This is a genomic window from Halobacillus sp. AWH4_228, assembly GCF_056158365.1.
Genome location: NZ_JBSWTE010000001.1, coordinates 383,758 through 409,249 on the forward strand (window position 1 = coordinate 383,758; position 25,492 = coordinate 409,249).

General features: G+C 50.3%; 24 protein-coding genes. 15 read left to right on the forward strand and 9 right to left on the reverse strand.

Annotated features, from left to right (window positions below; translation table 11 throughout):
- Positions 1-101: 101 nt before the first annotated feature.
- A complete protein-coding gene (locus ACXADP_RS02050; RefSeq protein ID WP_474970695.1) occupies positions 102-389 on the reverse strand; it encodes a hypothetical protein in 288 nt (95 codons plus the stop codon).
- A gap of 20 nt (positions 390-409) precedes the next feature.
- Entirely contained in the window at positions 410-580 is a 171-nt protein-coding gene (locus ACXADP_RS02055; protein WP_474970059.1) for a hypothetical protein, read from the reverse strand.
- Positions 581-748: 168 nt separating this feature from the next.
- Between ACXADP_RS02055 and ACXADP_RS02060 the strand changes: the two genes are divergently transcribed.
- A complete protein-coding gene (locus tag ACXADP_RS02060; protein WP_474970696.1) occupies positions 749-940 on the forward strand; it encodes an allophanate hydrolase-related protein in 192 nt (63 codons plus the stop codon).
- A 934-nt stretch (positions 941-1,874) separates the two neighbouring features.
- On the opposite strand, the gene ACXADP_RS02065 is transcribed toward ACXADP_RS02060, so the two are convergent.
- From ACXADP_RS02065 to ACXADP_RS02075, 3 genes are all read right to left on the reverse strand, one after another.
- On the reverse strand, positions 1,875-4,979 hold the full coding sequence (locus ACXADP_RS02065; RefSeq protein WP_474970697.1) for an efflux RND transporter permease subunit: 3,105 nt from the start codon (positions 4,977-4,979) through the stop codon (positions 1,875-1,877).
- 79 nt (positions 4,980-5,058) lie between these two features.
- Positions 5,059-6,402, reverse strand: coding sequence for a sensor histidine kinase (locus ACXADP_RS02070; RefSeq protein WP_474970698.1), 1,344 nt, complete (start codon positions 6,400-6,402; stop codon positions 5,059-5,061).
- Positions 6,399-7,076, reverse strand: a complete 678-nt coding sequence (locus tag ACXADP_RS02075) for a response regulator transcription factor (RefSeq protein ID WP_474970700.1) — start codon at positions 7,074-7,076, stop codon at positions 6,399-6,401. Before ACXADP_RS02075 ends, ACXADP_RS02070 begins: the two co-directional genes overlap by 4 nt.
- A 315-nt stretch (positions 7,077-7,391) precedes the next feature.
- Between ACXADP_RS02075 and ACXADP_RS02080 the strand changes: the two genes are divergently transcribed.
- On the forward strand, positions 7,392-8,813 hold the full coding sequence (locus ACXADP_RS02080) for a YfcC family protein (RefSeq protein WP_474970055.1): 1,422 nt from the start codon (positions 7,392-7,394) through the stop codon (positions 8,811-8,813).
- Between the two features lie 28 nt (positions 8,814-8,841).
- Positions 8,842-9,990, forward strand: a complete 1,149-nt coding sequence (locus ACXADP_RS02085) for a M20 metallopeptidase family protein (protein WP_474970702.1) — start codon at positions 8,842-8,844, stop codon at positions 9,988-9,990.
- 97 nt (positions 9,991-10,087) lie between these two features.
- On the opposite strand, the gene ACXADP_RS02090 is transcribed toward ACXADP_RS02085, so the two are convergent.
- Entirely contained in the window at positions 10,088-10,873 is a 786-nt protein-coding gene (locus tag ACXADP_RS02090; protein ID WP_474970703.1) for an SDR family NAD(P)-dependent oxidoreductase, read from the reverse strand.
- Positions 10,874-11,172: 299 nt separating this feature from the next.
- Here ACXADP_RS02090 and ACXADP_RS02095 point away from each other — a divergent pair, with 299 nt between their 5' ends.
- From ACXADP_RS02095 to ACXADP_RS02120, 6 genes are all read left to right on the forward strand, one after another.
- Complete coding sequence (locus ACXADP_RS02095; RefSeq protein ID WP_474972284.1) at positions 11,173-11,802, forward strand: 2OG-Fe(II) oxygenase; 630 nt, start codon at positions 11,173-11,175, stop codon at positions 11,800-11,802.
- Positions 11,803-11,945: 143 nt separating this feature from the next.
- Complete coding sequence (locus tag ACXADP_RS02100) at positions 11,946-13,055, forward strand: GGDEF domain-containing protein (RefSeq protein WP_474970705.1); 1,110 nt, start codon at positions 11,946-11,948, stop codon at positions 13,053-13,055.
- Between the two features lie 87 nt (positions 13,056-13,142).
- Positions 13,143-14,081 carry an ABC transporter substrate-binding protein gene (locus tag ACXADP_RS02105; protein ID WP_474970051.1) on the forward strand — a complete coding sequence of 313 codons (939 nt, stop codon included), beginning with the start codon at positions 13,143-13,145 and terminating at the stop codon, positions 14,079-14,081.
- A gap of 34 nt (positions 14,082-14,115) precedes the next feature.
- A complete protein-coding gene (locus tag ACXADP_RS02110; protein ID WP_474970706.1) occupies positions 14,116-15,105 on the forward strand; it encodes a FecCD family ABC transporter permease in 990 nt (329 codons plus the stop codon).
- 15 nt (positions 15,106-15,120) lie between these two features.
- Positions 15,121-16,122, forward strand: a complete 1,002-nt coding sequence (locus ACXADP_RS02115) for a FecCD family ABC transporter permease (RefSeq protein WP_474970049.1) — start codon at positions 15,121-15,123, stop codon at positions 16,120-16,122.
- A gap of 137 nt (positions 16,123-16,259) precedes the next feature.
- Entirely contained in the window at positions 16,260-17,129 is an 870-nt protein-coding gene (locus tag ACXADP_RS02120; protein WP_474970707.1) for an alpha/beta fold hydrolase, read from the forward strand.
- 521 nt (positions 17,130-17,650) lie between these two features.
- On the opposite strand, the gene ACXADP_RS02125 is transcribed toward ACXADP_RS02120, so the two are convergent.
- Together ACXADP_RS02125 and ACXADP_RS02130 are read right to left on the reverse strand one after the other, a co-directional pair.
- Positions 17,651-17,884: a hypothetical protein gene (locus ACXADP_RS02125; protein WP_474970708.1), complete on the reverse strand. Its 234-nt coding sequence runs from the start codon at positions 17,882-17,884 to the stop codon at positions 17,651-17,653.
- 114 nt (positions 17,885-17,998) lie between these two features.
- Entirely contained in the window at positions 17,999-18,199 is a 201-nt protein-coding gene (locus tag ACXADP_RS02130; protein ID WP_474970046.1) for a hypothetical protein, read from the reverse strand.
- A gap of 111 nt (positions 18,200-18,310) precedes the next feature.
- Between ACXADP_RS02130 and ACXADP_RS02135 the strand changes: the two genes are divergently transcribed.
- From ACXADP_RS02135 to ACXADP_RS02145, 3 genes are all read left to right on the forward strand, one after another.
- Positions 18,311-18,496, forward strand: coding sequence for a hypothetical protein (locus tag ACXADP_RS02135; protein WP_474970045.1), 186 nt, complete (start codon positions 18,311-18,313; stop codon positions 18,494-18,496).
- An 88-nt stretch (positions 18,497-18,584) separates the two neighbouring features.
- Complete coding sequence (locus ACXADP_RS02140) at positions 18,585-18,950, forward strand: CidA/LrgA family protein (protein ID WP_474970044.1); 366 nt, start codon at positions 18,585-18,587, stop codon at positions 18,948-18,950.
- The gene (locus ACXADP_RS02145) at positions 18,947-19,627 is read left to right on the forward strand and encodes an LrgB family protein (protein WP_474970709.1); all 681 of its coding nucleotides are present in this window, start codon (positions 18,947-18,949) and stop codon (positions 19,625-19,627) included. Before ACXADP_RS02140 ends, ACXADP_RS02145 begins: the two co-directional genes overlap by 4 nt.
- A 153-nt stretch (positions 19,628-19,780) precedes the next feature.
- Here the strand turns inward: ACXADP_RS02145 and ACXADP_RS02150 are convergent, their stop codons facing one another.
- Positions 19,781-20,320: a hypothetical protein gene (locus ACXADP_RS02150; protein ID WP_474970042.1), complete on the reverse strand. Its 540-nt coding sequence runs from the start codon at positions 20,318-20,320 to the stop codon at positions 19,781-19,783.
- A gap of 408 nt (positions 20,321-20,728) precedes the next feature.
- On the opposite strand from ACXADP_RS02150, the gene ACXADP_RS02155 reads away from it, so the two are divergent.
- The 3 genes from ACXADP_RS02155 to fmdA all read left to right on the forward strand — a co-directional run bounded on the left by ACXADP_RS02155 (position 20,729) and on the right by fmdA (position 25,484).
- Positions 20,729-22,249, forward strand: coding sequence for a malate:quinone oxidoreductase (locus tag ACXADP_RS02155; protein WP_474970456.1), 1,521 nt, complete (start codon positions 20,729-20,731; stop codon positions 22,247-22,249).
- A gap of 608 nt (positions 22,250-22,857) precedes the next feature.
- On the forward strand, positions 22,858-24,153 hold the full coding sequence (locus ACXADP_RS02160; RefSeq protein ID WP_474970710.1) for an acetamidase/formamidase family protein: 1,296 nt from the start codon (positions 22,858-22,860) through the stop codon (positions 24,151-24,153).
- Between the two features lie 152 nt (positions 24,154-24,305).
- Complete coding sequence (gene fmdA, locus ACXADP_RS02165; protein WP_474970040.1) at positions 24,306-25,484, forward strand: formamidase; 1,179 nt, start codon at positions 24,306-24,308, stop codon at positions 25,482-25,484.
- Positions 25,485-25,492: the final 8 nt, after the last annotated feature.

Here is a 25,492-nt window from a genome sequence, read left to right on the forward strand (position 1 = left end):
ACGGAAAAAAGTTTGTGAAATGTTGAACAAACTATGAACTTTAGTAGTCTCCAAAAAAAGACTCCCTGCAATCATGCACGGAGTAAACAAAGATGAGTTATTTACATCGCTGGATGATCTTTCTTTTTTCCGCGGAAAGAGACAAAGGGAAGCAGGATATACAAAAGAACTCCAAGAAGAAAAGAAACAACCATTCCCGTCGCTGTTGCTGTTGCATACATTTGATGTTCACTCACTTCAATGAACCAAAGATTTCCGCCCATCCATTCAGGCTCGGACAGGACATTTCGATTACCTGTCAGATGAAGGACGAAAGGGGACAGGAGGATGAGAACGATATAAAGAATGGCCGTTTTGAGCCCGCCTGCACCGATTCTAAGCAGCTTCATTTACGATCAACTCCTTACCATCAGGATTTGAAATAGTGATAGGTGCGTATCATCCCTATCACAAGGAGAACGACTAAAGCGGTACCGTAAAAGAACGATTTAACCGTTTGGCTGAGCGAATGGATACGACTAATTGCAGCGGAACCCAGGACGAAAAAGATCAGGATGGGTATCAAGTATTTTTCTTTCATAAGTGGTCCTCCAGAGACTGAGTTCCATCATCGTTTTGGATAATCTTAGTGTATCATAGGTTGGTTGGTATGGAATTAAATTCCATTAAAACTCTTTGAATAGGAAAAAGTATAATTTCCACACGCTATCAGCTTGTGAAGCTTCCGGGTGAACCGGAAAAGCCGGGCATGATCAAGCAGCTTCACAGCGGCACTTCGGTGGAGGTGGAAATCTGGGACATGCCTCTCCATTCACTCGGTGCTTTCACCACTTCCATTCCTGCGCCGCAGGGTATCGGAAAGGTTGAACTGGAAGATGGATCAGAAGTGTCCGGGTTTATTTGTGAAGGCTATGCGGGGGAAATCGCAGAAGATATTTAGAGCTTGGCGGGTGGAGGAATCTTCAGACTGTAAAGTGAATGGGTGACCGGAAGAGGGTTCTCTTCCGGTTTTTTTATGAAACGAAAAAGAATAGGCTTCGTATATAAGCCATAAGAGAAATTCACATTAGGATTGGGGTTCTATATGAGTTTATTATATAAACAGTGGATAAGAAGTTTACTATTAGTATTCGTGCTATCTTTCTTATTAATCTGGAATCAACTGCCTGTGTTTATCTTAGGGGTGCTGATATTAATTTTAATAGAGATATTCGTATATAGAGTTCACATGAAGAAAGGTCAGTCTAAATGATTTTGGCTTATTTAACTAAAGACGCTATCGTTGAATACGTCGATTCATGATGAGGTGATCAGCTTAGGTGGATCCGTATCACTCACATTTGCTCCGTTCCTGCTTTTTAATCTTGTGGTCGATCATGGCCCACTTTAAAAGTACTACCAGTGCCGCGATCACGGCTGATGCAAAATAAACCGTTTCTCCTGCTCCGTTAATATATAAGAATAGGGCAATGATTAATATAATAATAGATAAGACTTGTAATATTCGGGCTTTCCTCTCCATCGATGACATCATTTCCACTCCCATGTAAATTTTCTTGGCCTATGGTGATCAACCCGGCAACAGGCTGCCGGGTTCATAATTCATTCTCTCTTATATCTGTTTCTTTGGTTATTTTTTCATACTTAGATATCCTTTTTAAATACTTTTAGTGAATGTCAGTAAAGGTAGTTAGTTTAGGAATGAATAACGAACAAATCTATTGAAATCCAAGAAAAAGAGAATTAAATACATAAGCAGCGCTGTGTATATTCTTATTAATAATCAGCTTTTTGTCGCTTGAAATCACGATAAAAAATTTCAAAAAACGCGATAAAAGAACCCGCAGACCTCAAAGGCCTGCGGGCTCCATCATCTATTCCATTCTCCGGAACTTCCCAACCGCATAATAGAAGACCGGTACAAAAATCAAGGTGAGCAGCGTCGATGTCGTCAGGCCACCGATGACCGTAATCGCAAGTCCTTTGGATATCAGCCCGGAAGCCGAGTTCGAAAGGGCGAGCGGCACGAGAGCGAAGATCGTGGCCAGGGCGGTCATGAGAATCGGACGCAGACGCGTACGGGACGCTTCGACGATCGCTTCTGTGAGCTCGTAGCCTTCGCGGCGGTTGCTTTCGACGCGGTCAAGCAGCACGACGGCATTGGTGACGACGATTCCGATCAGCATCAGCATTCCGATCATTGCACTCATTGACAGCGTCTGGCCGGATAGGAACAAGCCGGCGAGCGAGCCGATCGGGATGAAGATCAGGGAGGATAGGATGACAATCGGTGTCAGGATGCCCCCGAACGTAATGCTGAGTACAAGGAACACGAGTCCGACAGCAGCGGCCATGGCAAGCCCGAGGTCGGCGAAGCCTTCGTTAATCATTTCCAGTCCTCCGGTCAGTTCCACTTCCACGCTGTCCGGCAGGGTGAGGGAATCGACATCGGTCTCCACGTCACGGGAAACGGCAGCGGTGTCGTCTCCGATGATCGTCGCGGAGACCGTGCTTGCCGTTTCACCGTCCTGGTGCTTGATGGATTTCGGCACCTCCACTTCCTCAATCAAAGCAATTTCCTGCAGTTCTTTGGCACCGTCCTGTGTCATGATGGTATACGTTTCGATATCCGCCTTCGTTGCGAAGGTTTCATTGAAGGCAAGCTTCATCTCCCATTCCTCAGTCAGGGTAAGCGTGCCGCCATCAAGGGGCTGAAGTCGTTCGCGGATCGGCTGCATCAGCTGATACGGACTCACACCGAGCTCTCTGCCATCTTCATTAAGGGAAATATCGTATTTCGTCTGCGTATCCTCCATATCGTTGGATACATTCTTTAATTGATCGTTTTGTTCAAAAAGCTGGGCGACCTGGTTGGCGGCCTCTCTCAAATCTTCATTCTCATCACTGTACAAATTCACATCAATCGTATTGCCGGATGGCGGTCCATCCTGCTGGACTTCCGCAGCACTTACAACAGCATCCGGATAGGCTTCCTGCGCCTGGGCAAGCAGATCTTCCTCATAGTCGTTCATTACTGCATCGGCTTGGACGTCCTCCTGAAGCTGGACGTAGAAGCGGGCGATGTTTTCAGAAACAGATGCATTCATGCCTGGAAGCTGCCGCTGGCTGGAAAAGCCGATGGATACCTGCGTGTAGTCGATCTGATCGTCATCCAGAAGGGTGGCTTCCATTGACTGCGCAAGCGCTGTCGTTTCTTCAAACGTCGTCTCATCCGGAAGGGTCAGTTCGACTTCGAACGTTTCACTGCCTTCACTCGGCAGGAACGATACTCCGAGTGCCGGAATGAAGGAGAACGATCCGAACAACAGGACAAACGAAAGGGTGAAGACGAGTCCTTTCTTCTTCAAGGATCCTCTTAAGAATTTTTCATACCATGTGGCCAGCCGGCTCGATTTTTCCTCGTGCTTCACGTCCTTGAAGAAGAACTTGCCGAGCACAGGGATGAGCATCAGCGCGACCAGCAGGGAGATGGTGATCGAGAACACGACGGCGAGACTGAACGGTCGGAAAAACTCACCGAGAATACCGCCGACAAAGGCGAGCGGCAGGAAGACGATTAGTGTCGCAATCGTGGAAGAGGCGACAGCGCCGAGCACTTCCTTCGTCGCCTTGAAGACGACATCCCGCTGCTTCATATCCGGATACTGCTGTTTCCAGCGGTAGATGTTCTCGATGACGACGATGCTGTCATCGACGATTCGTCCGACGGCGACGGCCATACCGCCGAGCGTCATAATGTTCAAGGTGTAATCAAATGTTTCAAGCAGGGCGATCGATCCGAGAATCGAAATCGGCAGCGACAGAATTGCGATGATCGTCGCCCGGATGTTTCTTAGGAAAAGCAGGATGACGATGACGGTGAACAAGGCCCCGAACCCGCCCTCCTTCAACAGCGCGGAGATGGATTTGTTCACTTCTTCGCCCTGGTCGAGGACGGTGTACAGCTCATAGCCGCTGTCATCCACTTCTTCATTCAAATAGGACTTCACCGCATCGGCAACGTCGGCGGTGTTGGCGTCCTGGGCTTTTGTTACTTCAATCAATACACTGTCTTCCCCGTTGAAGCGGGAGACTTCGCTGCGCTCGGTCACTTGAGTGATATCGGCGATTTCCCCGAGGGTCACTTCCTGAGGGGCTTCCGCCTCTACAGCTGCATTTGCTTGTGATTCTGCGGCAGCCTCAGCACCTGCATTTTGTGGTGGCTGCTGCTGTTGAGCACCGGCCGATGTAACCGGAATGGTGAGGTCTTCAAGAGCAGTCACATCATCAAGTGTTCCTGTGATTTCCACCGGCGTGGACAGACCGTCCTGCTGGAGGGATCCGGCGGGAAGCTTGTATTCGGACTGCTCAACAGCCTCAAGGGTGGAAGACAGGGTCAGTCCGTACGTGGAAGCTTCTTCTTCATCCACTTCGATCTGCAGCTTCGATTCCTCACTTCCTGTCACCTGCACACCAGCTACACCTTCAAGGTTCTCAAGCTTCGGAACGATCGTATCTTCTACATCGGCCTGCAGCGCCTGCAGGTCCTCGGAGGAAAGTGCGGCCTGGTAGATCGGTGTCGAGTTGATCGACAGGGCGGTCACCTCGGTTTCCGCATCCTCCGGTGTCGTTACATCGGCGATTGCATTGGTGATGTCTGATTGAGCTTCTTCGATATCTTCACCGAATGGATAGGTGATGGTGATAAAAGACGCGTTCTCCTGAGACGTACTCGTCATCGCGTCATAGTCTTCCATGTTCAGAAGGGCTTCCTCGAGAGGCGTGGTCACGTTTTCCTCCACTTCCTCCGTCGAGGCGTTCGGATAGACCGTCTGGACCGTCAGGACAGGAAAGCTGACGTCCGGGAAGGTTTCCACTTTGATTTTGTTCGTCGCAAAGATCCCCATGGCGATCACAAGGACCGTCAGAATCAGGACGGCGACCGTATTTTTTAAGCTGAATTTAGTTAACCAGTTCATACATCAGGGCTCCTTTTTCAAGATGGTAGCCTTATCATAAAACCGTTGTATGAACTGAATATGAACAACCACAATTTTTTCAGCGGCAGGGGAGATGGACAGTGAAAGCTGCGCCCTCTCCGGGACGGCTCGTCACGTCGATGGTTCCGTCGTGAAGCTGGACGATTCTTTCGGCGATCGATAAGCCGAGGCCGCTTCCGCCTTGTTTTCTCGTCCTTGATTTGTCCGCTTTGTAAAAACGCTCGAAAATCCGCTGCTGATCCTCGGGGCTCATGCCTTCACCGTCATCTATAATGGTCACTTCTGCACCATCCGTATCTGCCTTCAGACGAACGGCAATCGTTCCTTCCGGCTCTGTATGGCGGATGGCGTTGCTGAGGATGTTCACCCACACCTGCTCGAGCTGGTCGGCATCTCCGTAAAGGCTGCAATCCTCAAGATTTGCGTCGATGGTGATTTTTTTATCCGACCACTGCGGCTCCATGTGGGCGAGTACCCGCCGGAGCTGTTCATCCAGCTTGTAGGAGGATGGCTCATACGGCGGGTGGTCGCTGTCGAGAGTGGCAAGCTTCAATAAATTCTGGCTGAGGGCTGACAGACGGCGGCTTTCCTTTTCGATGATGTCGTAGTAGGCCTGCCTGCTTTCCTCATCTGTGACGACGCCGTCTTTCAAGGCTCGGGCAAAGCCCTGGATGGATGTGAGCGGAGACTGGATTTCATGCGAGACGTTGGAGACGAACTGCTGGCGCATGCCGTCCAGTTCACCGAGCCCGTGGGCCATCTGATTGAAGCTGTGGGCCAGGCTGCCGAGCTCGTCCTTCCGCTTCGTCTCCACTTGGACATCGAAGTTACCTTTGGCAAGCTCGCCGGCCGTTTCCGTCATCGCTTTGATCGGTCTGACAATCCAGCGCGTCGAAAGAATGAACACGAAGCTTCCAATCAATAGAACGGTCAGAAAAAGGATAAGGACGATCTGGCGGAAGCCTTCGAAAAAGAATTCAAAATCCGGCCGCAGAAACAACGCGTAGGAGCTGCCGTCCTTCTCAAAAGGGAGTCCGATGTTGATCCGGGGAGGGAGCAGGTACTCGTTATGGACGTCGCCGTTCAGCACGCGCTCGACGTCGGCCTGATCGATATCCCAGTCCTGTCCTTCCTCGTAATAAAGGCTATCCTCCGCATCGTCCTTAAACAGCAGCACTTCAAAGCTGCCCGAGCTCATGGCGTCGAGATAGAGGTCGGCATCGGTGTCCGACTCTTTTTTATACAGCTCAATGAACTCCTTCCCGATATTCACCATCTGGGTTTCCAGTTTCTCCGCCACCTGCAGGGCGTGGAGCCGTCCGGAAATCGAAAACGTGATGACGAGCCCGATGACGATGGCAGCGATGAATGTCACGACGATTTGAGCATACAAGCTTTTCAAGACGTGACCTCCTCCATCCGGTAGCCGACACCGCGGATCGTCTTCACGGATATGCCGGCGCCTTTTTTCTTCAATTTGTCGCGGATCCGTTTGATATGAACGTCAACGGTGCGGTCGTCGCCTTCGTACTCGAATCCCCAGATCCGCTCAATCAGCTGGTTGCGGGTGAAGATCTGCTCCGGATAGGAAGCGAGGGTATACAGCAGCTCGAATTCCTTCAGCGGCCACAGTTCACTTTCTCCGTTGATGGTGATCGTTTTGTTCGTTTCGTTAAGGATGGCGCTGCCGGCTTCAATGGTTTGGGAGGCACGGATCTGGTAGCGCCGCAGCAGCGCTTTGATGCGCATCATCAGCTCCACAGGCTCGAACGGCTTCACGATGTAATCATCGGTCCCAAGTTCGAATCCTTTCACTTTATCCTGGACCTCTCCCTTCGCTGTCACCATAAGAACCGGAATTTCATAGAAGCGGCGGATTTCTCTGCACAGCTCATAGCCGTCCATGTTCGGCATCATCACGTCGATGACAGTGAGGTCGACGGCGGTGGAGCCGAGCACGTCAAGCGCCTGCTCGCCATCATCGGCGGTCAGCGCTTCGTAGCCTTCGTTTTTTATGTACATCGTGATCAGCTGCTGAATATGTGGATCGTCGTCGACGACGAGAATATGGATCATCAGCCGCCCTCCTTGCTTTCGTTTTTTAGTTGTAGTGTACCACAGCCGCCCGATCTGCTTCCGCCTTCTTTTGGAAGAATCTTCATTTTTTCTGCCATCGATTGGGAAAAAGGGCTTGCAAAATCTATGAATATGAAATACAATAACATGAATAAAAATTCATAGATTCTTACATCAGGACAAACAGACAGCCAGACACTCAGTAGTAGGATACAAGTGAAGCGTGACTTCAATATGTATAGAGGCAATGAGTATGGTTCAGCAGCGGGTCCTCGCTGCTTTTTTGTTTGGATAGAAAAAGAGGGGGAGCACAACATGTTACAGAATGAAAAACAGACTGCCCGGGAGCCACAGCAGAAACAGGAGAAAAAAGGCATCAACATCAACGCTTTTGTACTGATCTTCTCTGTGATTGTCCTGGCTGCCATCTTGACGTACATCGTGCCGGCAGGAGAGTATGAAAGAGTCGATCAGGACGGCCGTACCGTCGTCGTACCCGATTCGTTCCAGTTCACCGAACAGTCGCCGGTCGGATTTTTTGATATTTTTACAAGTGTTCATACAGGGCTCGTCAATAGCGCGGGCATCATCTTTTTCGTATTGATCGTCGGAGGGTCTTTCGGGATCTTAAGTGCGACTGGTGCGCTTGATGCGCTGATTCGGACGCTGACGAAAAAGCTTGGCGACAAGGAGCTGCTGTTGATTCCAGCACTGACGCTGTTGTTTGCTGTAATGGGATCATTGATGGGGCTGGCCGAGGAGACGATTATTTACATTGCCATCGTCGTGCCGCTTGCGATGTCGCTCGGGTTTGATGCGATCGTCGGTTATGCGGTGGTTGCCCTGGGGGCGAACATCGGCTTTATGAGTGCTTTGACCAACCCGTTCAACGTCGGTGTGGCCCAGAGTGTCGCAGAACTGCCGATGTTTTCCGGCATGGGGCTGCGTCTCGTGCTGCTGGCCACCTTTTACGTGGCGGCTGTGCTTTACATTTACCGTTATGCAAGAAAAGTGAAGAAAAATCCGGAGCTCCGCTACATGGGCACGTTTTCTGAGAACAAGCCGAAAATGGCCGGACCGGCGAAGCTTGAAACGCGTCACAAAGTGATTTTGACTATTTTTCTATTAAACTTTGTCGTGCTGATTTACGGTGTGCTTCAGCTTGGCTGGTACATTACCGAAATCGCCGCTCTCTTCCTGTTGTTCGGCATCATCGTCGGCGCCATCGGGAAATTGAAGCCGAACGAAATGGCCGACAGCTTGATGGACGGGGCGAAAAAAGTGATGACAGGAGCGTTGATCATCGGGTTCGCCCAGGCGATCCTCGTCGTCTTCCAAGAAGGACTGCTGATGGATTCTGTCCTGTATTTTGCGTCTTCCGTACTGAATCAGCTGCCTCCGGTGTTCAACGCAGCCGGCATGTTTTTCGTCCAGCTGTTTTTGAATTTCCTGATCCCATCCGGAAGCGGACAGGCGGCGCTTACGATGCCGATTATGGCGCCGCTCGCCGACCTTGTTGGAGTGACGAGACAGACGGCTGTTCTTGCTTTCCAGCTTGGGGACGGGATTTCCAATACGATCTTTCCGACCTCCGGCGTCTTGATTGCCGGCCTTGCGATGGCAGGCATCCCTTATACGAAGTGGGCGAAGTGGGTCTTCCCATTCATCCTTATTGAAGTGGGACTTGCGCTTGTATTTTTATTCATCGCCCACACCATCCAGTACGGCCCATTCTGATCAGTCTTTATAACAGGAGGAACACGTCATGACACACACAACAGCTGAATTGACCCAATGGACGGTGCAGCAGCGCCGTCATTTCCATAAACATCCGGAGCTTTCCGGACAAGAACATAATACCGCCGCCTATGTGAAGGAGCGCCTTGAGGCGTTCGGCATTCCCCTGCTTGACGGCTTCACAGCGCCGAACGTCGTGGCGTTCTTCAAAGGAACCGAAGGGAGCCGGACGGTTGCCTTGAGAGCCGACATGGACGCCCTGCCGGTGCACGAGCAGGTGGAAAAGCCGTTCTCTTCCACGGTTCCCGGCGTGATGCACGCCTGTGGGCACGATGCCCACACGGCGACACTGCTTGGAGCAGCGAAGTGGATGAGTGAGCATCCGGAGCTTGTGAAAAACAACATCGTGCTCATTTTCCAAAGCTCGGAGGAGGAATCGCCAAGTGGTGCCCAGCAGCTCGTCAAAGATGGAGTGCTTGAAGGCGTGGATGCCATCTACGGCCTGCACTACATGTCCAATGTAGCTTTGGGGAAAGTCGGCTTTGCGGAAGGTTTTTCGATGGCGTCCAGTGACGATTTTGACATTGTCATCGAAGGAAACGGCGGCCACGGCGGCATTCCGCAGGATACGGTCGATCCGATATATGTCGCGACACATTTGATCCAGAGCTTCCAGTCGATCATCAGCCGGAACCTGAATCCTTTTCACCCGGGCGTCATTTCGTTCGGCAAGATGGAAGCGGGCAATTCCTACAACGTCATTCCCGACCAGGTGACGCTGAAAGGGACGATCCGTGCACTCAGCTTTGAAGGTCAGGAGCTGATGTACAAACGCACAGTCGAGCTGACGGAGAAAATCAGCGACAGCTTCGGCGCTGTCGGCTACTACCATTACATCGAAGGCACGCCGCCGGTGTACAACCATCCGGAAGCCTGTGCCACGGCCCGCGGCATCATCCAGTCGACGTTCGGAGACGATGTGTTTACAGAGGTCGAACCGACGATGGGAGCGGAAGACTTCGGCTATTACTTGAAGGAGAAAACCGGAGCTTTCATTAATGTCGGGATGGCAGGGGAGAAGAGTGCGTATCCCCACCATCATCCGAAGTTTGATGTGGATGAAGATACCATTCCGACAGGGCTTGAGCTGATGATTCAGCTGGCTTTGAGAGGATAATAGAAACGTAGTTTCATATCCTTTTGAAAATGAGAATTGAACAAAAGGGGGGATCTTCTGTTAAACAGAAGATCCCCCCTTTTATGAAAAGAAAATATTACTGCTGAGGCTTGGCTTTTTCCGCATGCTTCGCTGCCAGAACATCTTCAGCCGTGCGTTTATTCTCCTCGGCTTCTTTTTTCGTCGCTTCATCTCCACCGACGACTTGATCCACTTTGTTCTTCAGAGCTTCATACCCCTGCCTGGCGACTAGTTCTTTATCGTTTTTGTTGTTCTCGTCTCCAAAGTAAGTATCATCCATACCGGCATTGTGGTGGAAGCTTGTGTTTGTGGCACCAGGAAGCATGGCGGTCACATTGACGCCGGTTCCTTTCAACTCTTCCCTTAATGCTTCAGCAAACATGAATCCGAATGCCTTGGATGGACCGTAGACCGTTTCGTAAGGCGTAGGTAATGTCGCTGATACCGAAGAGACGATCATGATGTCGCCTGCCTGATTCGGAACCATATGCTGAACGACGCGCTTAGCCATATGGACGGTTCCTGAGACATTGATGTCGATGAGCTTCAACTCTTCTTGTAGATCATTTTCCAAGAAGGATCCTCCCATGCCGATGCCGACATTGAGAACAGCCGCATCCAGGTTTCTTCCCTTGTTTTTCACAAACTGCCAGAAAGCCTCCACCCCATCATACGTCGATGCATCCGCCTGGAATGGATAAGCTTCTACTCCTAATTCTTCGATTTCCTCTGCGGATTGATAGATGGTTTCACTGGACCCGGACATAGCCACGTCATAGCCATCATTCGCAAATAATTTAGCCAGTTCAAAACCGAGCCCTGATGTAGATCCTGTAATCATTACTAATTTTCTATCTGTCATCGTAACCACTCCTCAAAATATATAGGGAACCATACTTATTCGTTATCAAGCATCTGCGCATGAGAGATGAATTCCCACAGGCTGTACATATCAAACATGAGGGGAGCACGGGAAGGCGTGTGGTTTCAATAAAGAAGGAAGGGTCATTGTGACCAATTTCAAAAATCTTTTGAAAAATTAAGGAAATTTAAGTAAAAAGATGGTAAAATACTTCTCATATCCTGAAAATCCATTCAGGAGCGAACGCTTTTTTTGAAAGCGTTTCATCATTATGAGGAAAAGGTGAAGGACACGTGAATATGCAAGTGAAAGAAGTATCTATTTTCGACCATAAGGGAAACCGGATTGTCACCGACGACCGTGAGATTTCTGTGATTGCGAAGATGGAGGATCCGAAAATCGTCATTCTGGGAAATGTGGTTAGTGATGAAGAATGCGACAGTCTCATCCAGCTGTCGAAGGACCGGATGGACCGTTCCAAAATCGGCTCCAGCCGTGATGTGAGCGAGATCCGGACGAGCAGCAGCACATTTATTCCGGAAGACGATGTGAAGGCACGAGTCGAGAAGCGGATGGCGCAGATCATGAACGTACCCGTCGAACATGGAGAAGGACTTCACATGTTGAACTATAAGCCCGGCCAGGAATATAAGGCCCATTATGATTATTTCCGTGCCAATTCAAGAGCGGCGGTCAATCCGAGGATTTCTACGCTCGTGATTTATTTGAACGATGTCGAGAAAGGCGGAGAGACATACTTTCCGCATATGAATCTATCGGTATCCCCGCAGAAAGGGATGGCAGTCTACTTTGAATACTTCTACGATGATATGGAGCTCAATGAACGGACCCTCCACGGCGGATCGCCGGTCATTGAAGGGGAAAAGTGGGCAGCAACGATGTGGGTGAGACGTAAACAGTACAGATAAAGCAGACACCTTCCTAATAGAGGAGGGTGTTTTTTACCCTTTTTGTTCATTATAATATTTTGACTAGCCTGAATTTTCGAAGTATGATATAGAAAAATAGGCGGAAAGCACCACGAAAGGCATCGAAAAAGAGGAGCAGGGTGATGGACTATTTTGTACAGTTCCAGTTGAACGTATTTGCGCTTCTTTGTCTGGCTGTCCTGTATGTCATTATGAGAACGAAATCCAAGGTGGAAAGCTTCGGAAAGCGTCTGCTCCGGATGATTATGGCAGCCACTGCAGCGGCTGTCATCCTTGAACCGCTCACGTGGATCTTCGACCGGAAGCTTTTTTTCGGAGCGTATCTGCTGGAGTATTGGACGAACTTCGGCTTGTTTCTCATCGGCCCTGTCCTCGGTGGTCTGATGCTTTCGTATGTCGATTATCATCTCTTCAAAGCCCCTTCGCGTGTGTATAAGAAGCTGTTTTATCAGCACATGACCATCTTCACGTTCATTGTTCTCCTGATCAATGTATTCTACCCTGTTTACTTTGACGTGGACCCTGTCGTCAACGGTTTCAGCAGCGGACCGCTCAAAGAATTTCACTACCTCATCCTTGCCGGTATTTACATTTCGATGTTCCGGTTACTGATTAAGAATAAACCAAGAGTCAGCCGCTCGACGTACTGGATTTTCACCGTTTTCTTTGCACTGCCGATTGGCGGCATGATTGTCCAGCTGTTCGATTCCAAGCTGTATTTTTCGTGGACGTCGATCGTGCTTGGAATTCTCGTCGCCTATACGTTTTTGGAATCGACGACGTCAGAGCAGGATTTTCTCACAAAACTGTATAACCGGCAGAGCTATGAAATCTACCTCAATCATATGATCGAAATCCGCCGGCCTTTCGGGATCATTCTCATCGATCTCGATCATTTCAAGGAAATCAATGACCATTTCGGCCACCAGCAGGGGGATCAAGTGCTTATTGAGTTTGCGGGGGTGCTGGAGAAAACGTTCAAAAACCATGGGCTGCCGGCCCGGCTGGGCGGGGATGAGTTCGTCATCGTCTTTCATGAAGGAGAACATCTGGTCAGGGAATCCATGGAAAAAGTGTCTGCCCGTCTGCAGACGTACCAGGATCCATTCATCCGAAACCTTCAGTTCAGCTATGGATGGTCCTGTTACGAAGAGGGCATGTCGATGGAAGATCTGTATACATCAGCCGATCAGAAAATGTATAAGGATAAGCGGGAAGGGCGCCTTATGTGAGCCCTCCTGCTTTTTTTATATTGCATAATCCAGAACAGTTGGTGTAACATTGATAATCATTATCAGTTTACATAAGGAGGAAGTTATATGAAATCGTGGTTGAAGTGGATTGGGATCGTTCTCATCCTTGTCGTGGCAGCTGCCTGCTCGCAGCAGGAAGAAGAATCTGCTGCATCAGAAGAAACAGAAGGAATCGAGGTTCAGCATGAGCTTGGTACGACGACTGTACCGGAAAACGCTGAAGATGTCGTCACTCTGGAGCTTGGAGTGACAGAAACGGTGGCCGCACTGGGGATAAAACCTGTCGGGGTTGCGGATGATGACCGCCCGGAACGGATTGCCGCATCAACAATGGAAGTCATTGAAGGCTACAAATCTGTAGGCGCCCGTTCTGAGCCCAGCTTGGAACTGATCCGTACGCTTCAGCCGGATGTGATTATTGCGGATGTGGACCGCCATGAGGCCATTTACGAAGAGCTGAGCGCGATTGCACCAACCGTGGCCGTCGTGAACGATGCCGCGGATTATCAGGATGTGTTAACGGCTACAGAAACGATTGGAAAAGCGCTCGATCGTGAAGATGAAACAGAAGAGCTTCTCGATGAGCACCAGACGATGCTCAATGATCTGAAGGAAAACCTCGAGGGTGTGGAAGGAACGGTCCTGCAGGCGCAGTATACGGAAAGCAATATCTTCGGAGCTCCGACATCCTCCTTCTTTATGCCGAGCTTCATGGAGGAAGCCGGACTGGATTATGCGCTCCAGAACGAAGAGGAGACTTCCGAGGATCTGACTATTGAACAGCTTCTGAAAATAGATCCGGACACGCTTCTTTTGACGAAGAACGAAGATGATCCTTCCGTAAAGGAACAGTTGAAGGATGATAAGCTGTGGAACCAGCTGACAGCCGTGAAGGAAGACCGTGTCTTTGAGCTGGACCACAATGATTGGTCCCGCCGCCGCAGTATTCCGGCAGTCAACGAGCAGATGGACCAACTGAAGGAGATATTTGCGTCCCAGAAGTGACCGCACTGAAATTTTTTAAACCGTAGGTGAGTATATGCGTGCCCGGAAACTGATGCTTGTATATGGAACATCGTTTTTACTATTGCTGGCGGGGGCCTGTTTTTCCTTGAAGATCGGCGCCTTCTCCTTTACAACCGAAGAGCTTGTTCGCTTCCTGCAGGAAGGCGGCTCAACGAATGAAGCGCTCGTCTTATACGATGTGCGTCTTCCGCGACTGATCACCGCTGTTCTTGTAGGAGCCAACATGGCCGTCGCCGGGGCGCTTGTCCAGAGTCTCACCCAGAACCCGCTGACCTCTCCGAGTGTCCTCGGGATTAATGCCGGTGCATCGTTTTTCGTGGTCGCCGGCATCCTTTTCATGCCGTCTCTGACAGGACTATCTCTTGTCGGTGCCGGCTTTTTAGGTGGAGCGCTCGCTGCCGGTGTCATTTTCCTGATGAGTGCTGTTCTTCAGGGTGGGCGGATGCTTGTGAAAATCGCCCTCGTCGGTGTCGTCATCCAGTCGCTGTTCGCCTCCGGGACACAGTCGCTGATGCTGTTCAATGAAGAGTCGATCCACCAGATACTCGTCTGGCTCACAGGGACCGTCGCGGGTTCCACTTGGGAGGATGTGCGGATTCTTCTTCCATTGACGCTCCTTGGTCTGATTACGGCAGTCATCATGTCAAAAGCCTTGTCCGTGATGTCACTGGGAGAGGATGTCGCCCGCGGTCTTGGGCAGCAGGTACGCCTTCAGAAAACTGCTGTGATTCTCCTCGTCGTCGTGCTGGCAGGAGCGTCGGTCGCTTTTACCGGACCGATCGGATTTGTCGGACTGATCGTTCCACACATCGTCCGTTACCTTGTCGGGCCCCGGCATGCGCTGGTCCTTCCGGCAAGTGCCCTGATCGGAGCAGCTCTTCTCGTCCTGGCCGATGTAGGGTCGCGGTTTATTTCCTTCCCGTCTGAAACACCGGTCGGAATCGTCACAGCCTTGATTGGTGCTCCTTATTTCATTTATCTCGCCCGAAAGACTCAACGTTAGAAAGGAAACCCTTGTATGCTGAGACGTCATCCATCTTTCATTCTTACCGTTACGGCTGCAGCTGTCTTGATCCTGGCCATCATCAACGTCGGCATCGGTGATGTTTTTATCCCCCCTTTGGAAATCGTGCAGATGCTGGTTGGACAGGGAGACGCAGACCTCCGATATATCGTGTTCAACTACCGGGCACCGCGGATCGTTCTTGCTGTGCTGGTGGGGGGATCATTGGCTGTAGCCGGTGTGATCATGCAGACGATATTGAATAACTCACTGGCGGCCCCCGATACGCTCGGAGTTTCCGGAGGAGCAGCGGTGACAGCGCTTGTGACAGCGAGCCTTCTTCCGTCCATGTCAATCACGTCTGTGAGTTTAGCGGCCTTCATCGGGGGAGCAGCTGCCGCATTTATCGTCTATGCCCTGGCTTATAAAGACGGAGCCAATCCAGTCCGGCTCGCCCTTGTCGGCGTCTCGGTCAGCGCCCTCTGCGGCTCCGGCGTCGAGCTTAGTCTATTGAAGCTCGACGCCAACGCTCAGACGTCCCTGCTCTGGCTGAACGGAAGCCTGTTCGGTCGCACATGGGATCAAGTGCTGACGCTCGCACCCATCACATTCGGCATCGTTATAGTCCTGCTGTTGTTTACGAAAACGCTGGACTCCTTGAAGCTCGGCGGACAGATCGCGATGGGCCTTGGCGTCTCCGTGGAAAAAATGAAGATGCTCCTGCTCGGATTGAGCACCCTGCTGACGGGTGTGAGTGTGTCGGCTGTCGGGATGATCGGCTTCGTCGGTCTCATCAGCCCCCATATTACGAGGCAGCTTGTCGGCCTGCAGCACCGCTATGTTCTGCCCGGAGCGGCCCTCGTCGGAAGCTTTCTTCTCCTGTTGGCGGATACGATCGGCCGCAGTGTGCTGCAGCCGCTGGAAATCCCAGCCGGCATCGTCATCTCCCTGATTGGAGCCCCATACTTTTTGTTTCTGCTTTATCAGGAATCTAAACAAGGGAAAAGAGGAGCCTGAAGGACTGGTCATACACAGTCCTTTTTTCTTGGGTTTTAATTCCTATTTTTCCAAATCGCCTGCCTTCTCGTTTGTGAAATTCATCCAAGAGGCGTAATGTGTCTCGATGATAGAATGTTCAGAAAGGATGGATGACGATGTGGAAAAAAGATTACGTAACCATCAATGACGTGGACCTGCACTATGTTACAGCCGGAGAGGGGAAGCTGATGCTGTTCCTGCACGGTTTTCCTTACTTCTGGTACAACTGGCACCATCAGATCGAAGAATTCTCCAAGGATTATCAAGTGGTGGCTGTCGATATGCGGGGCTACAACCTGTCGGACAAACCGGAGGATGTGGCTTCCTATGACATGTCAATTCTCGTGGATGATGTAAAAAAGCTGATTGAAGCCTTTGGGGAAAAGGAATGCATCCTCGTTGGCCATGACTGGGGCGGAGCGGTCGCATGGACACTTGCCTACTCAAGTCCGGAATACATCAGCAGACTGATCATGTTTGATGCGCCGCATCCGTACACATTCCGCCGTGAGCTGGCTGAAAATCCGGCACAGCGGGAGGCGTCGAGCTATATGGGCTATTTCCAGCGCCCGGATTCCCACGAGCGTCTGTTAGCCAACGATGGAGAGAAGCTGCGCCAGATGCTGTTTGATCCACTCGTGGCAAAAGGGGCGATGACCGAGGCGGAGGTCGAGAAGTACATAGAGGCTTGGAAGCAGCCCGGTGCTATGAAGGCGATGCTGAACTATTACCGTGCGATTTCGTTCTATCCGTTTGAAGAGCATGTGAAACAGCCGGTACAGCTGCCTTATGAGCAGTTTGATCAGCCGGTGCTGCAGTTCTGGGGCGATGCGGACGCCGCCTTTGAAAACAGCAACCTCGATGGGATGGAAGAGTACCTGTCTGATCTGACCATCCACCGCTTCCCGGGTGTCGGACATGCGCCGCACCTTGAAAAACCGGACGAAGTGAACCGGTTGATGCGTGAATTTCTAGCGGAGAAATAATAGAAAGGCCGTTCCTGCATGGGACGGCCTTTTGGCTTCAGAGGTTTCTCTACAAGCTTTTTTCTTTCTTACCGCCAGGAGCGAAAGCCCCTTCCCTTTCCGCGTACGAGCGCCCGAGCTTCCTCGCAAAACCCACGCTCGGCGATCTCGGATCACTCGTTCTTCCGCAGGAGTGGAAGGGGGCACCGCTCTTTGGGAGTTCTTTAACATCGACAAAGTCTCCTTCACCCCGCTCACCCTTGCTGGATGGAGGACAATCTTTTTCATAGTACGGGAGGCGGCTGTCATCAGCGCCTGTTCTTTTGAATCTGCATAGGGCACAATCTCTTTCCTATACACTAACGTCGGCACGAGGAGCGTTCGGTGGTGATGCCCGCGGCAAGCATCCACCGATAAGCGGAACGTGACCCTTCATACGACAAATGGCCAACTCTAACTGATTAACACAGGCTTTTTCTACAGCCAAAGGAGCTGCCTGCGATAGACAGCTCCTTACACTTATACACCACTATGCTGTGTAACTATCGATTTTCTTTGATGATCTGGTAGATGCCTAATGCGATGAACACCATTGCGATTCCAATTTCTACTTTGAAAATCAAGGAGAATCCCGGGAAAACTTCTGCTTCCAGCGGGCCTGCAGATCCTGCTATGTCTAATCTTTGTAACATGATCCATTGGGTATACATCATGACCAGGGTGTAATGAGCAAAAGCACCTATCAAAAGAAATAAGCCATACTTCATATAAACCACGTTCAAACCACTCCTCTGCTCATTATTTATGGTTGATCCCGCACATTCAACCTTACGTTTCAATCGATTGAAATTTATTTCCTTCCATAACGGTCTTCATTCAATCAATGGATTTCAATTCCGCCCGTACTTCACCCATTTTATTGTCAACGAAGAAAATAGATAGGCGGCCATGACCAGTATAGGAACCACCAGAAGGGCAATCAGGTTCGTTTTCCAGGTTAATGGCACCATTCGTTCCCAGATCTCCCCTGTGATTTTCCATAAAACAGAAAAGTAGAAGAGAAAAATAATGATCGAAGCGATTGTTTTCATGGGAGCTTCCGCCTCCTTTATGTATCCGTGTTATCTCTAGTAGAGCATACGTGTGTCGTTTTTTCCAAATAAGGGAAACCGTTAGTAACACGTGTGAGGGAGGGATGGAGTTTGAATAAAACGCAGCAGATCATTTTAGGGCTGGCGATAGGAACAGCGCTGTTTATTGGGGTGCTCGCTGGGATGTCTTTCTCGGAAAACATTTTTGTCGTGATGGGTACCGGACTGGCAGCAGGATTCATCGTCCGGTTCGTTGTCCAGCGTGCGTTTACAGAGATGAATAAAAATAAATCCTGAATGCTTCCTTCCATGGCTGGCCGCCTGTTTTTCCTGAAATAGTGTTATCATAATGAAAGATTCTAACCATGGGAAAGAAGGATGTACGTTGAATAGAGTTGTCATTGTCGTCTTGCAGATTGCCGGTCTTTACGCGCTGTATCTTGCCGGGTCGTGGATCCAGCAGGCGCTTGGATTGTTCATTCCGGGCAGTGTGATCGGCATGCTGCTGTTGTTTGTACTTTTATCTTTGAAAATTATTCCGGAGCGGCTGCTCCAACAGGGCGTGGCGTTTATGATCCGTCACCTGCCGTTCTTTTTCATACCGGCAACCGTCGGAATCATCAGCTACGCCTACGTGTTTAAAGGGAAAGGCCTGCTGCTTGTTGCCATCGGTCTCTTCAGTACAGCGCTGGTCATGGCTGTCTCCGGACGGGTGACCCAGACGCTCGTCAAAAGGAGGGAGGAGGCATGAGTACCGCTCTTTTGATGATGGTGATGACAGTTGCCATTTACCTGGTGACCCTGTTCGTCTACCGCAGACACAGGCGGCTGTACACAACCCCCGTCATCGTTTCTACTGCTTTGATTGTCATCATTCTATTAGTCTTTCACCTGCCATATGAAACGTATATGACCGGCGGAAAATGGATTGACCGGCTGCTCGGGCCCGCGGTCGTTGCGCTCGCTTACCCGCTTTATCAATTCCGGGACATTTTGAAAAAGATGTTCGTTCCGATTGTGACAGGAACCGTGATTGGTGCGGTGGTTGGAATCGTTTCCGGACTGCTGCTCAGCAAATGGGCCGGGTTCAGTGACCTGATCATCCATTCAATCGTTCCAAAATCGGTGACAACGCCTGTGGCGATGTCGATTTCAGAATCGACGGGCGGGGTCATGCCCCTCACAGCCGTATTCGTCATGATTGCCGGCATTGGCGGCCTTTTGATACACCCGTTCGTATTGAAAGTGAGCGGTCTGACGCACCGGATCGGCCGTGGTGTCGGCATGGGCAGCGCCTCCCACGCCATTGGAACATCCGCTTCGATGGAGCGCGATACGCTGGAAGGATCGATCAGCACCGTGGCGATGGTGCTGAGTGCTGTCATCGTCTCCATCATCGCTCCCGGTCTTACGCTGTTGTTCATGTGAAAAGGACCCTCCCTTATGAAGAGGGTGTTGATAAGAAAGAAGAGGCAGTCCAAGTTTACTTGGCATGCCTCTTTTGTCATATTCCGCGGGTATTTATAACGTTGATAGATTTTTTCATAGGAACATTGAAAAAGACTTAAAACCCAAGATTCATTATCTAATGACATCATCATTTTTATCGTAAAGCGTCACTTCTGCCGGAAAAGTATGGTCCACATCAGCAGGCAGCTTCTCATACTTCAAAAATCTTTCATCACTGGAGACATCCGATACGAATGTGTAGTTCTCATTCATTGATACAGCTTTTACGTGTTCTATTTTTAAATCAGGATTTTTCCCTGTCAGGATAGCATAACTGCCTTGATTTGTTTTTATTTCTTCGTAGGAAACGGAGTTGGAACCATATCCGGAATGGTCGATTTTATATTTCCCATTCCACCCCTTAATCAAGTGGGCATACCCAAGATCATGCTGCTGTGTTTCAAATAAAGCTGCGTAGGATGTTGTATCGTCCAATTGAACAATCGTGATCATCTCCGGCTCCACACTCCCTGATGTTCTATTCAGCCATTCCTTTATATTCTGTTGTACATCCATTTCACCAGCCTCGATGGTGTATTGGGTATTTATATACCCTGTACAACTGATAAAACTCACCGCAAGAAGAACTATGGCATATATTAATTTCTTCAAACCATCTCACCCATACCTATCAAATGTTTTTGTCAGCCTTTCTTGAGTGGGAAATTGTAGGTCGTCAGCATCTCCCATCTCTCTAAACCTTATATTCTGCAGGAATACGTTCCCATTTCTATACGAATCAATAAAGATATCGTTTCACACGGACTTCATTTATGGAAAAGGCATCCATTCGTTTTGGAATAAACCGGACAGGTTATAAGAAGAATAAGAAGGAAATGAAAAATTTTCCGGGTATGCTCGTCCGAATCGTCACGGATCGAGGTGTTTTTTCTTACATTATTCGTGTGGGGAATTTTTAGATTATCGTGACTTTTCCATCTATAAAGCGTTATCATAGAGATAACGAGTATATCTTAACAGAAAAGCGGCTGCATCCGGCGGTGGTTTTTCTGCAAAATCATAGTTATAAGGATGGTAGACATGAGCAACAGAGCAATCGAAACAGACGTGATCTTGATTGGCGCTGGAATCATGAGCGCGACACTTGGGTCGCTGCTCCACGAGCTTGCCCCGGACTGGAAGGTGACCGTGTTTGAAAAGCTCGGCCGCACAGGTGAGGAAAGCTCAAACGAATGGAATAACGCAGGCACTGGACACGCAGCCCTTTGTGAATTGAATTACACAAGCGAAAAGCCGGACGGCTCGATTGATATGACGAAAGCCGTGAAAATCAATGAACAGTTTCAAGTTTCCAAGCAGTTCTGGTCTTATCTCGTGAACAACCGCCGTATAGAAAAGCCGGAGGAATTCATCCGGCCGCTTCCACACATGAGTCTCGTATACGGAATCGAGAACATCAAGTTTTTGAAAAAACGCCATGAAACGATGGCGCAGAACCCACTTTTCAAAGATATGAAGTTTTCTGATGATCCGGAAACCTTGAAAAAATGGATGCCGTTGATTATGCAGGAGCGCACGTCGGAAGAGCCTGCAGCCGCAACGAAAGTCGATGCCGGTACGGATGTGAACTTCGGCGCCCTCACACGCAAAATGTTCGACCACCTGGAGCATGAGAACGTGACGATGAACTATAACCACAGCGTCGAAAACCTCGAGCAGACGAGCGGTGGTACGTGGAGTGTGAAAGTGAAAAATGCCAACGGGGAGACCACCCGCTACTTAACGAAGTTCGTCTTCATCGGAGGAGGCGGAGGAAGTCTCCATCTGCTTCAAAAATCGGGGATTCCTGAAGGAAGAGGCATCGGAGGTTTTCCTGTCAGTGGACAATTCCTCGTCTGCAACAAACCGGAGGTCGCAGAAAAGCACCACGCTAAAGTGTACGGCAAAGCACCGGTCGGCGCACCACCGATGAGTGTGCCGCACCTCGACACCCGCTACATCGGTGATAAGAAGACCCTTCTTTTCGGACCGTTTGCCGGTTTTTCACCGAAATTCCTGAAGACCGGATCCAATATGGACCTCCTGACATCGGTCAATGCCAACAATGTCATGACGATGCTGGCCGCCGGTATGAAGGAAATGGCCCTGACGAAGTATTTGATCCAGCAGGTGCTCCAGTCCAAGGAGCAGCGGATGGAAGCATTGAGGGAGTTCGTTCCCGATGCGAAAAGTGAAGATTGGGAGCTTGTTGTTGCCGGTCAGCGTGTGCAGGTGATCAAGGATACCGAGGATGGAGGAAAAGGGACGCTTCAGTTCGGTACTGAAGTCGTCAGTTCCTCCGATGGGACCGTCGCCTGCCTGCTTGGAGCATCCCCGGGAGCATCCACCGCTGTCCATGTCATGATTGACGTGCTGCAGCGCTGCTTCCCGGACCAGTTCGCCCAGTGGGAGCCGAAGCTGAAGGAAATGATTCCGAGCTACGGCACATCCCTTCAGAACGACCCGTCTCTCGTTGAGAAGATCCATGCCGAGACAGGCGAAGCTCTCGGACTGACGGAAAAAAAGCTCGTAATGAATTGAGGAGAGGTGACCGCCTCAGCAGCTGAATGAGAAATCAAAGCCCTTCATCTTTGTCGGATGAAGGGCTTTTTTGTATGTGGCTCTGTTATTGCTTGGTGTTGTTATTTAACATGTGAGCTCCTATCACCCCTTTCTCTCATGGGATTTGCAGGAGGCGACCTTGGGAATGACTCCCTTACCGTGAGCCTCCTCAGGCAGCGCCTTCCGGGGTCTCACGATGTACCTTCATCCCACAGGAGTCTCGCCATTCCCAAGGCCGCCTCTTCAAAGAAGGGTGGTTAGAAAGGACATAACCGAAGTCCGTTACACCACTACGAAAGGGATGGCAGGGAAAACAGGTAGACTCCTGCGGGAAAAAGGAACAAGGGGAGCCCCCGGAGAACGAAGTTCGAGGAGGCTCATCGTTCCCCGCGGAAAGCGGACGGTTTTCCCTGCCATCCCATGCTCTGAGTAAACAACGGACCGGACCCCTGATTCCAGACGGAGACAATTTAGTAATCATTTAAAATATCAACAACAGACTTTAACAAAGCTTTGTATGTAGAAAAGTCACTTTTATTGTAAAAATATCAGAATACTTTTACAATTTTAGAAAAGGAGGAGATCATGTGGAAGCGAAACAGACCGTGTATGTGAATACCTTTACGGACGGAGTGCTGGATCCCGGTAAAGCTATGGAATATAAAGTGAAGGACGGCGGACATATTATCGCCAATACGACGCCCGGGTGCTGGGGGCCGATGATTACGCCGGCGTTGAAGGGCGGTCATGAAGTGACGAAGCCTGTGTATGTTGAAGGGGCCGAGGTGGGGGACGCTGTCGTCATTCATATCCAGTCCATAGAAGTGACGTCGATGGCCACAGCCTCCGGCAATGATCAGCCGGTGGAAGGCCGGTTCACAGGCGACCCCTTCGTCGATGGCCAATGCCCGAGCTGCGGGACGAAAAATCCGGATACGTATATCGAAGGAATCGGCCAGCAGGCGGTCCGCTGTCAAGTGTGTGGAGAAGACGTCACCCCCTTTGTATTTACGAATGCGTACACGATGGCTTTCGATGAACAGAAAGAACTTGGACTCACGCTCCACCAGGAAGCCGCTGAAAAAGTGGCCCGCGATGCCAAGGCTTACATGCGGACACCGGAGGAATCAATCCAAAACCCGGTTGTCACGTTCGCTCCCCATGATATCGTCGGAGCCGTGGCTCGTCTGCGTCCGTTTTTAGGACAGCTCGGAACTACACCCTCCCGTCCGATTCCAGATTCCCACAACGCTGGTGACTTCGGACAATTTTTGATTGATGCCCCGCACGATTTCGGCTTAACGGCTGAGGAGCTTGAAGAGAGAACGGACGGACATATGGACATCAATCGTGTCCGCGAAGGGGCTGTCCTCATCTGCCCTGTCAAAGTGGAAGGCGGAGGTGTGTATGTGGGCGATATGCATGCGATGCAGGGGAACGGCGAAATCGCCGGCCACACGACAGATGTTTCGGGTATTGTCAGCTTGAAGGTCGATGTGTTGAAAGGCGTAAATCTGGAGGGCCCGGTGCTGCTTCCGGTGGAGGAAGACCTGCCGTACCTCGCCAAGCCTTTCACAGAAAAAGAAAAACAGCAGGCCTTGAAACTTGCGGAGAAATGGCAGGTGGGACAGCTGGAGGATTCCTATCCCGTTTCCTTCATCGGAACAGGGGCGGGTTTGAATGAAGCGACAGCGAATGGCATGGAAAGGGCAGCCAGGGCTTTTGGAATCGATGTTCCTGAAGTGATGAACCGTTCCACCATTACCGGATCAATCGATATCGGCCGGCACCCTGGTGTGGTTACGGTGACGTTCCTTGCACCGGCCCACTACCTGAAAAAAATAAAACTGGAGACGATTGTAAGGGATTATTACAAGCTTTAAAGCAGATCGCCAGGTGATTGGTGACAAAATCTTCCGTTTAGCTTTCCAGAAGCGGGGGAAGAAGTGTAATAATTTGTGGTATGGGGGAGGTGTATGTCCTATTTCCGGAAGTCACTGGCGCTCGAACCGATCTATGAAGAGAGGATGAGTCGATGACGAAGCAGATTTTTCAAGTCGATTTGAACAAGCGTATGGATGAACAGGATGTTGTAGGACATAATCGCTGGCACCCGGATATTCCCGCTGTCTTTTCTGTCAATCCCGGAGAATCGTTCCGTATGGAATGCCTCGACTGGACGGATGGACAGATTAAGAACAATGATGACCCTTCAGATATCAGGGACGTCCATCTCGACCGGGTGCATGTACTTAGTGGACCGGTCCACGTCAATGGCGTGGAGCCGGGAGATTTATTAGTCGTCGATATTCTCGATATCGGCACGTTTTCCTCCCATGAGTGGGGCTTTAACGGGATTTTTTCCAAGGAAAACGGCGGCAGCTTTTTGACGGATCACTATCCGGAAGCCGCTAAGTCAATCTGGGATTTTGAAGGGATTTACGCCACCTCCCGCCACGTACCGAACGTCAAATTTGCCGGCATCATCCACCCGGGCCTCATCGGTGTAGCCCCGTCCCAGGAGATGCTGGATGAATGGAACAGAAGAGAAGAAGAGCTCGTCAGCCAGGATCCGGACCGCGTTCCTCCACTGGCCAACCTGCCGACTAAGGAGAACGCCGTTGCAGGCAGTCTGAAGGGAGCCGACTTTGACCGAGTCGCCAGAGAAGGAGCACGGACAGTACCCCCGCGTGAAAACGGAGGAAACTGTGACATTAAGAATCTTTCTAAAGGTTCGAAAATCTATTTTCCTGTCTTTGTGGACGGGGCCAAGCTGTCTGTCGGTGATCTGCACTTCTCCCAGGGGGACGGCGAAATCACCTTCTGCGGCGGAATAGAGATGCCCGGATGGATCGATTTGAAGGTCGAAGTCATCAAGGACGGCATGAACAAATACCAGATTAAGAGAAATCCGGCGTTCCGCCCCGGTCCCGTGATGCCACACTATAACGAATTCCTCGTCTTTGAGGGCGTGTCCGTCAACGAGTTTTCCGGCAAGCAGACGTATTTGGATGCCAATACGGCGTACCGCAATGCCTGTCTGAATGCCATTGAATTTTTGAAGACATTCGGATTCACGGGTGAACAGGCGTACATGCTGCTTGGAACGGCACCTGTGCAGGGGCATCTGGCCGGCGTCGTCGATATCCCGAATTCGTGCTGTACACTGGCTCTGCCGAAGGAAATTTTCACGAAAGATATTCTGCCGAAGTAGAGGAGCGG

Coding starts and splice junctions, on each gene's coding strand:
- ACXADP_RS02050 (WP_474970695.1), bottom strand. CDS start 389: ATGAAGCTGCTTAGAATCGGTGCAGGCGGGCTCAAAACGGCCATTCTT.
- ACXADP_RS02055 (WP_474970059.1), bottom strand. CDS start 580: ATGAAAGAAAAATACTTGATACCCATCCTGATCTTTTTCGTCCTGGGT.
- ACXADP_RS02060 (WP_474970696.1), top strand. CDS start 749: ATGATCAAGCAGCTTCACAGCGGCACTTCGGTGGAGGTGGAAATCTGG.
- ACXADP_RS02065 (WP_474970697.1), bottom strand. CDS start 4,979: ATGAACTGGTTAACTAAATTCAGCTTAAAAAATACGGTCGCCGTCCTG.
- ACXADP_RS02075 (WP_474970700.1), bottom strand. CDS start 7,076: ATGATCCATATTCTCGTCGTCGACGACGATCCACATATTCAGCAGCTG.
- ACXADP_RS02080 (WP_474970055.1), top strand. CDS start 7,392: ATGTTACAGAATGAAAAACAGACTGCCCGGGAGCCACAGCAGAAACAG.
- ACXADP_RS02085 (WP_474970702.1), top strand. CDS start 8,842: ATGACACACACAACAGCTGAATTGACCCAATGGACGGTGCAGCAGCGC.
- ACXADP_RS02090 (WP_474970703.1), bottom strand. CDS start 10,873: ATGACAGATAGAAAATTAGTAATGATTACAGGATCTACATCAGGGCTC.
- ACXADP_RS02095 (WP_474972284.1), top strand. CDS start 11,173: ATGCAAGTGAAAGAAGTATCTATTTTCGACCATAAGGGAAACCGGATT.
- ACXADP_RS02100 (WP_474970705.1), top strand. CDS start 11,946: ATGGACTATTTTGTACAGTTCCAGTTGAACGTATTTGCGCTTCTTTGT.
- ACXADP_RS02105 (WP_474970051.1), top strand. CDS start 13,143: ATGAAATCGTGGTTGAAGTGGATTGGGATCGTTCTCATCCTTGTCGTG.
- ACXADP_RS02110 (WP_474970706.1), top strand. CDS start 14,116: ATGCGTGCCCGGAAACTGATGCTTGTATATGGAACATCGTTTTTACTA.
- ACXADP_RS02115 (WP_474970049.1), top strand. CDS start 15,121: ATGCTGAGACGTCATCCATCTTTCATTCTTACCGTTACGGCTGCAGCT.
- ACXADP_RS02120 (WP_474970707.1), top strand. CDS start 16,260: ATGTGGAAAAAAGATTACGTAACCATCAATGACGTGGACCTGCACTAT.
- ACXADP_RS02130 (WP_474970046.1), bottom strand. CDS start 18,199: ATGAAAACAATCGCTTCGATCATTATTTTTCTCTTCTACTTTTCTGTT.
- ACXADP_RS02145 (WP_474970709.1), top strand. CDS start 18,947: ATGAGTACCGCTCTTTTGATGATGGTGATGACAGTTGCCATTTACCTG.
- fmdA (WP_474970040.1), top strand. CDS start 24,306: ATGACGAAGCAGATTTTTCAAGTCGATTTGAACAAGCGTATGGATGAA.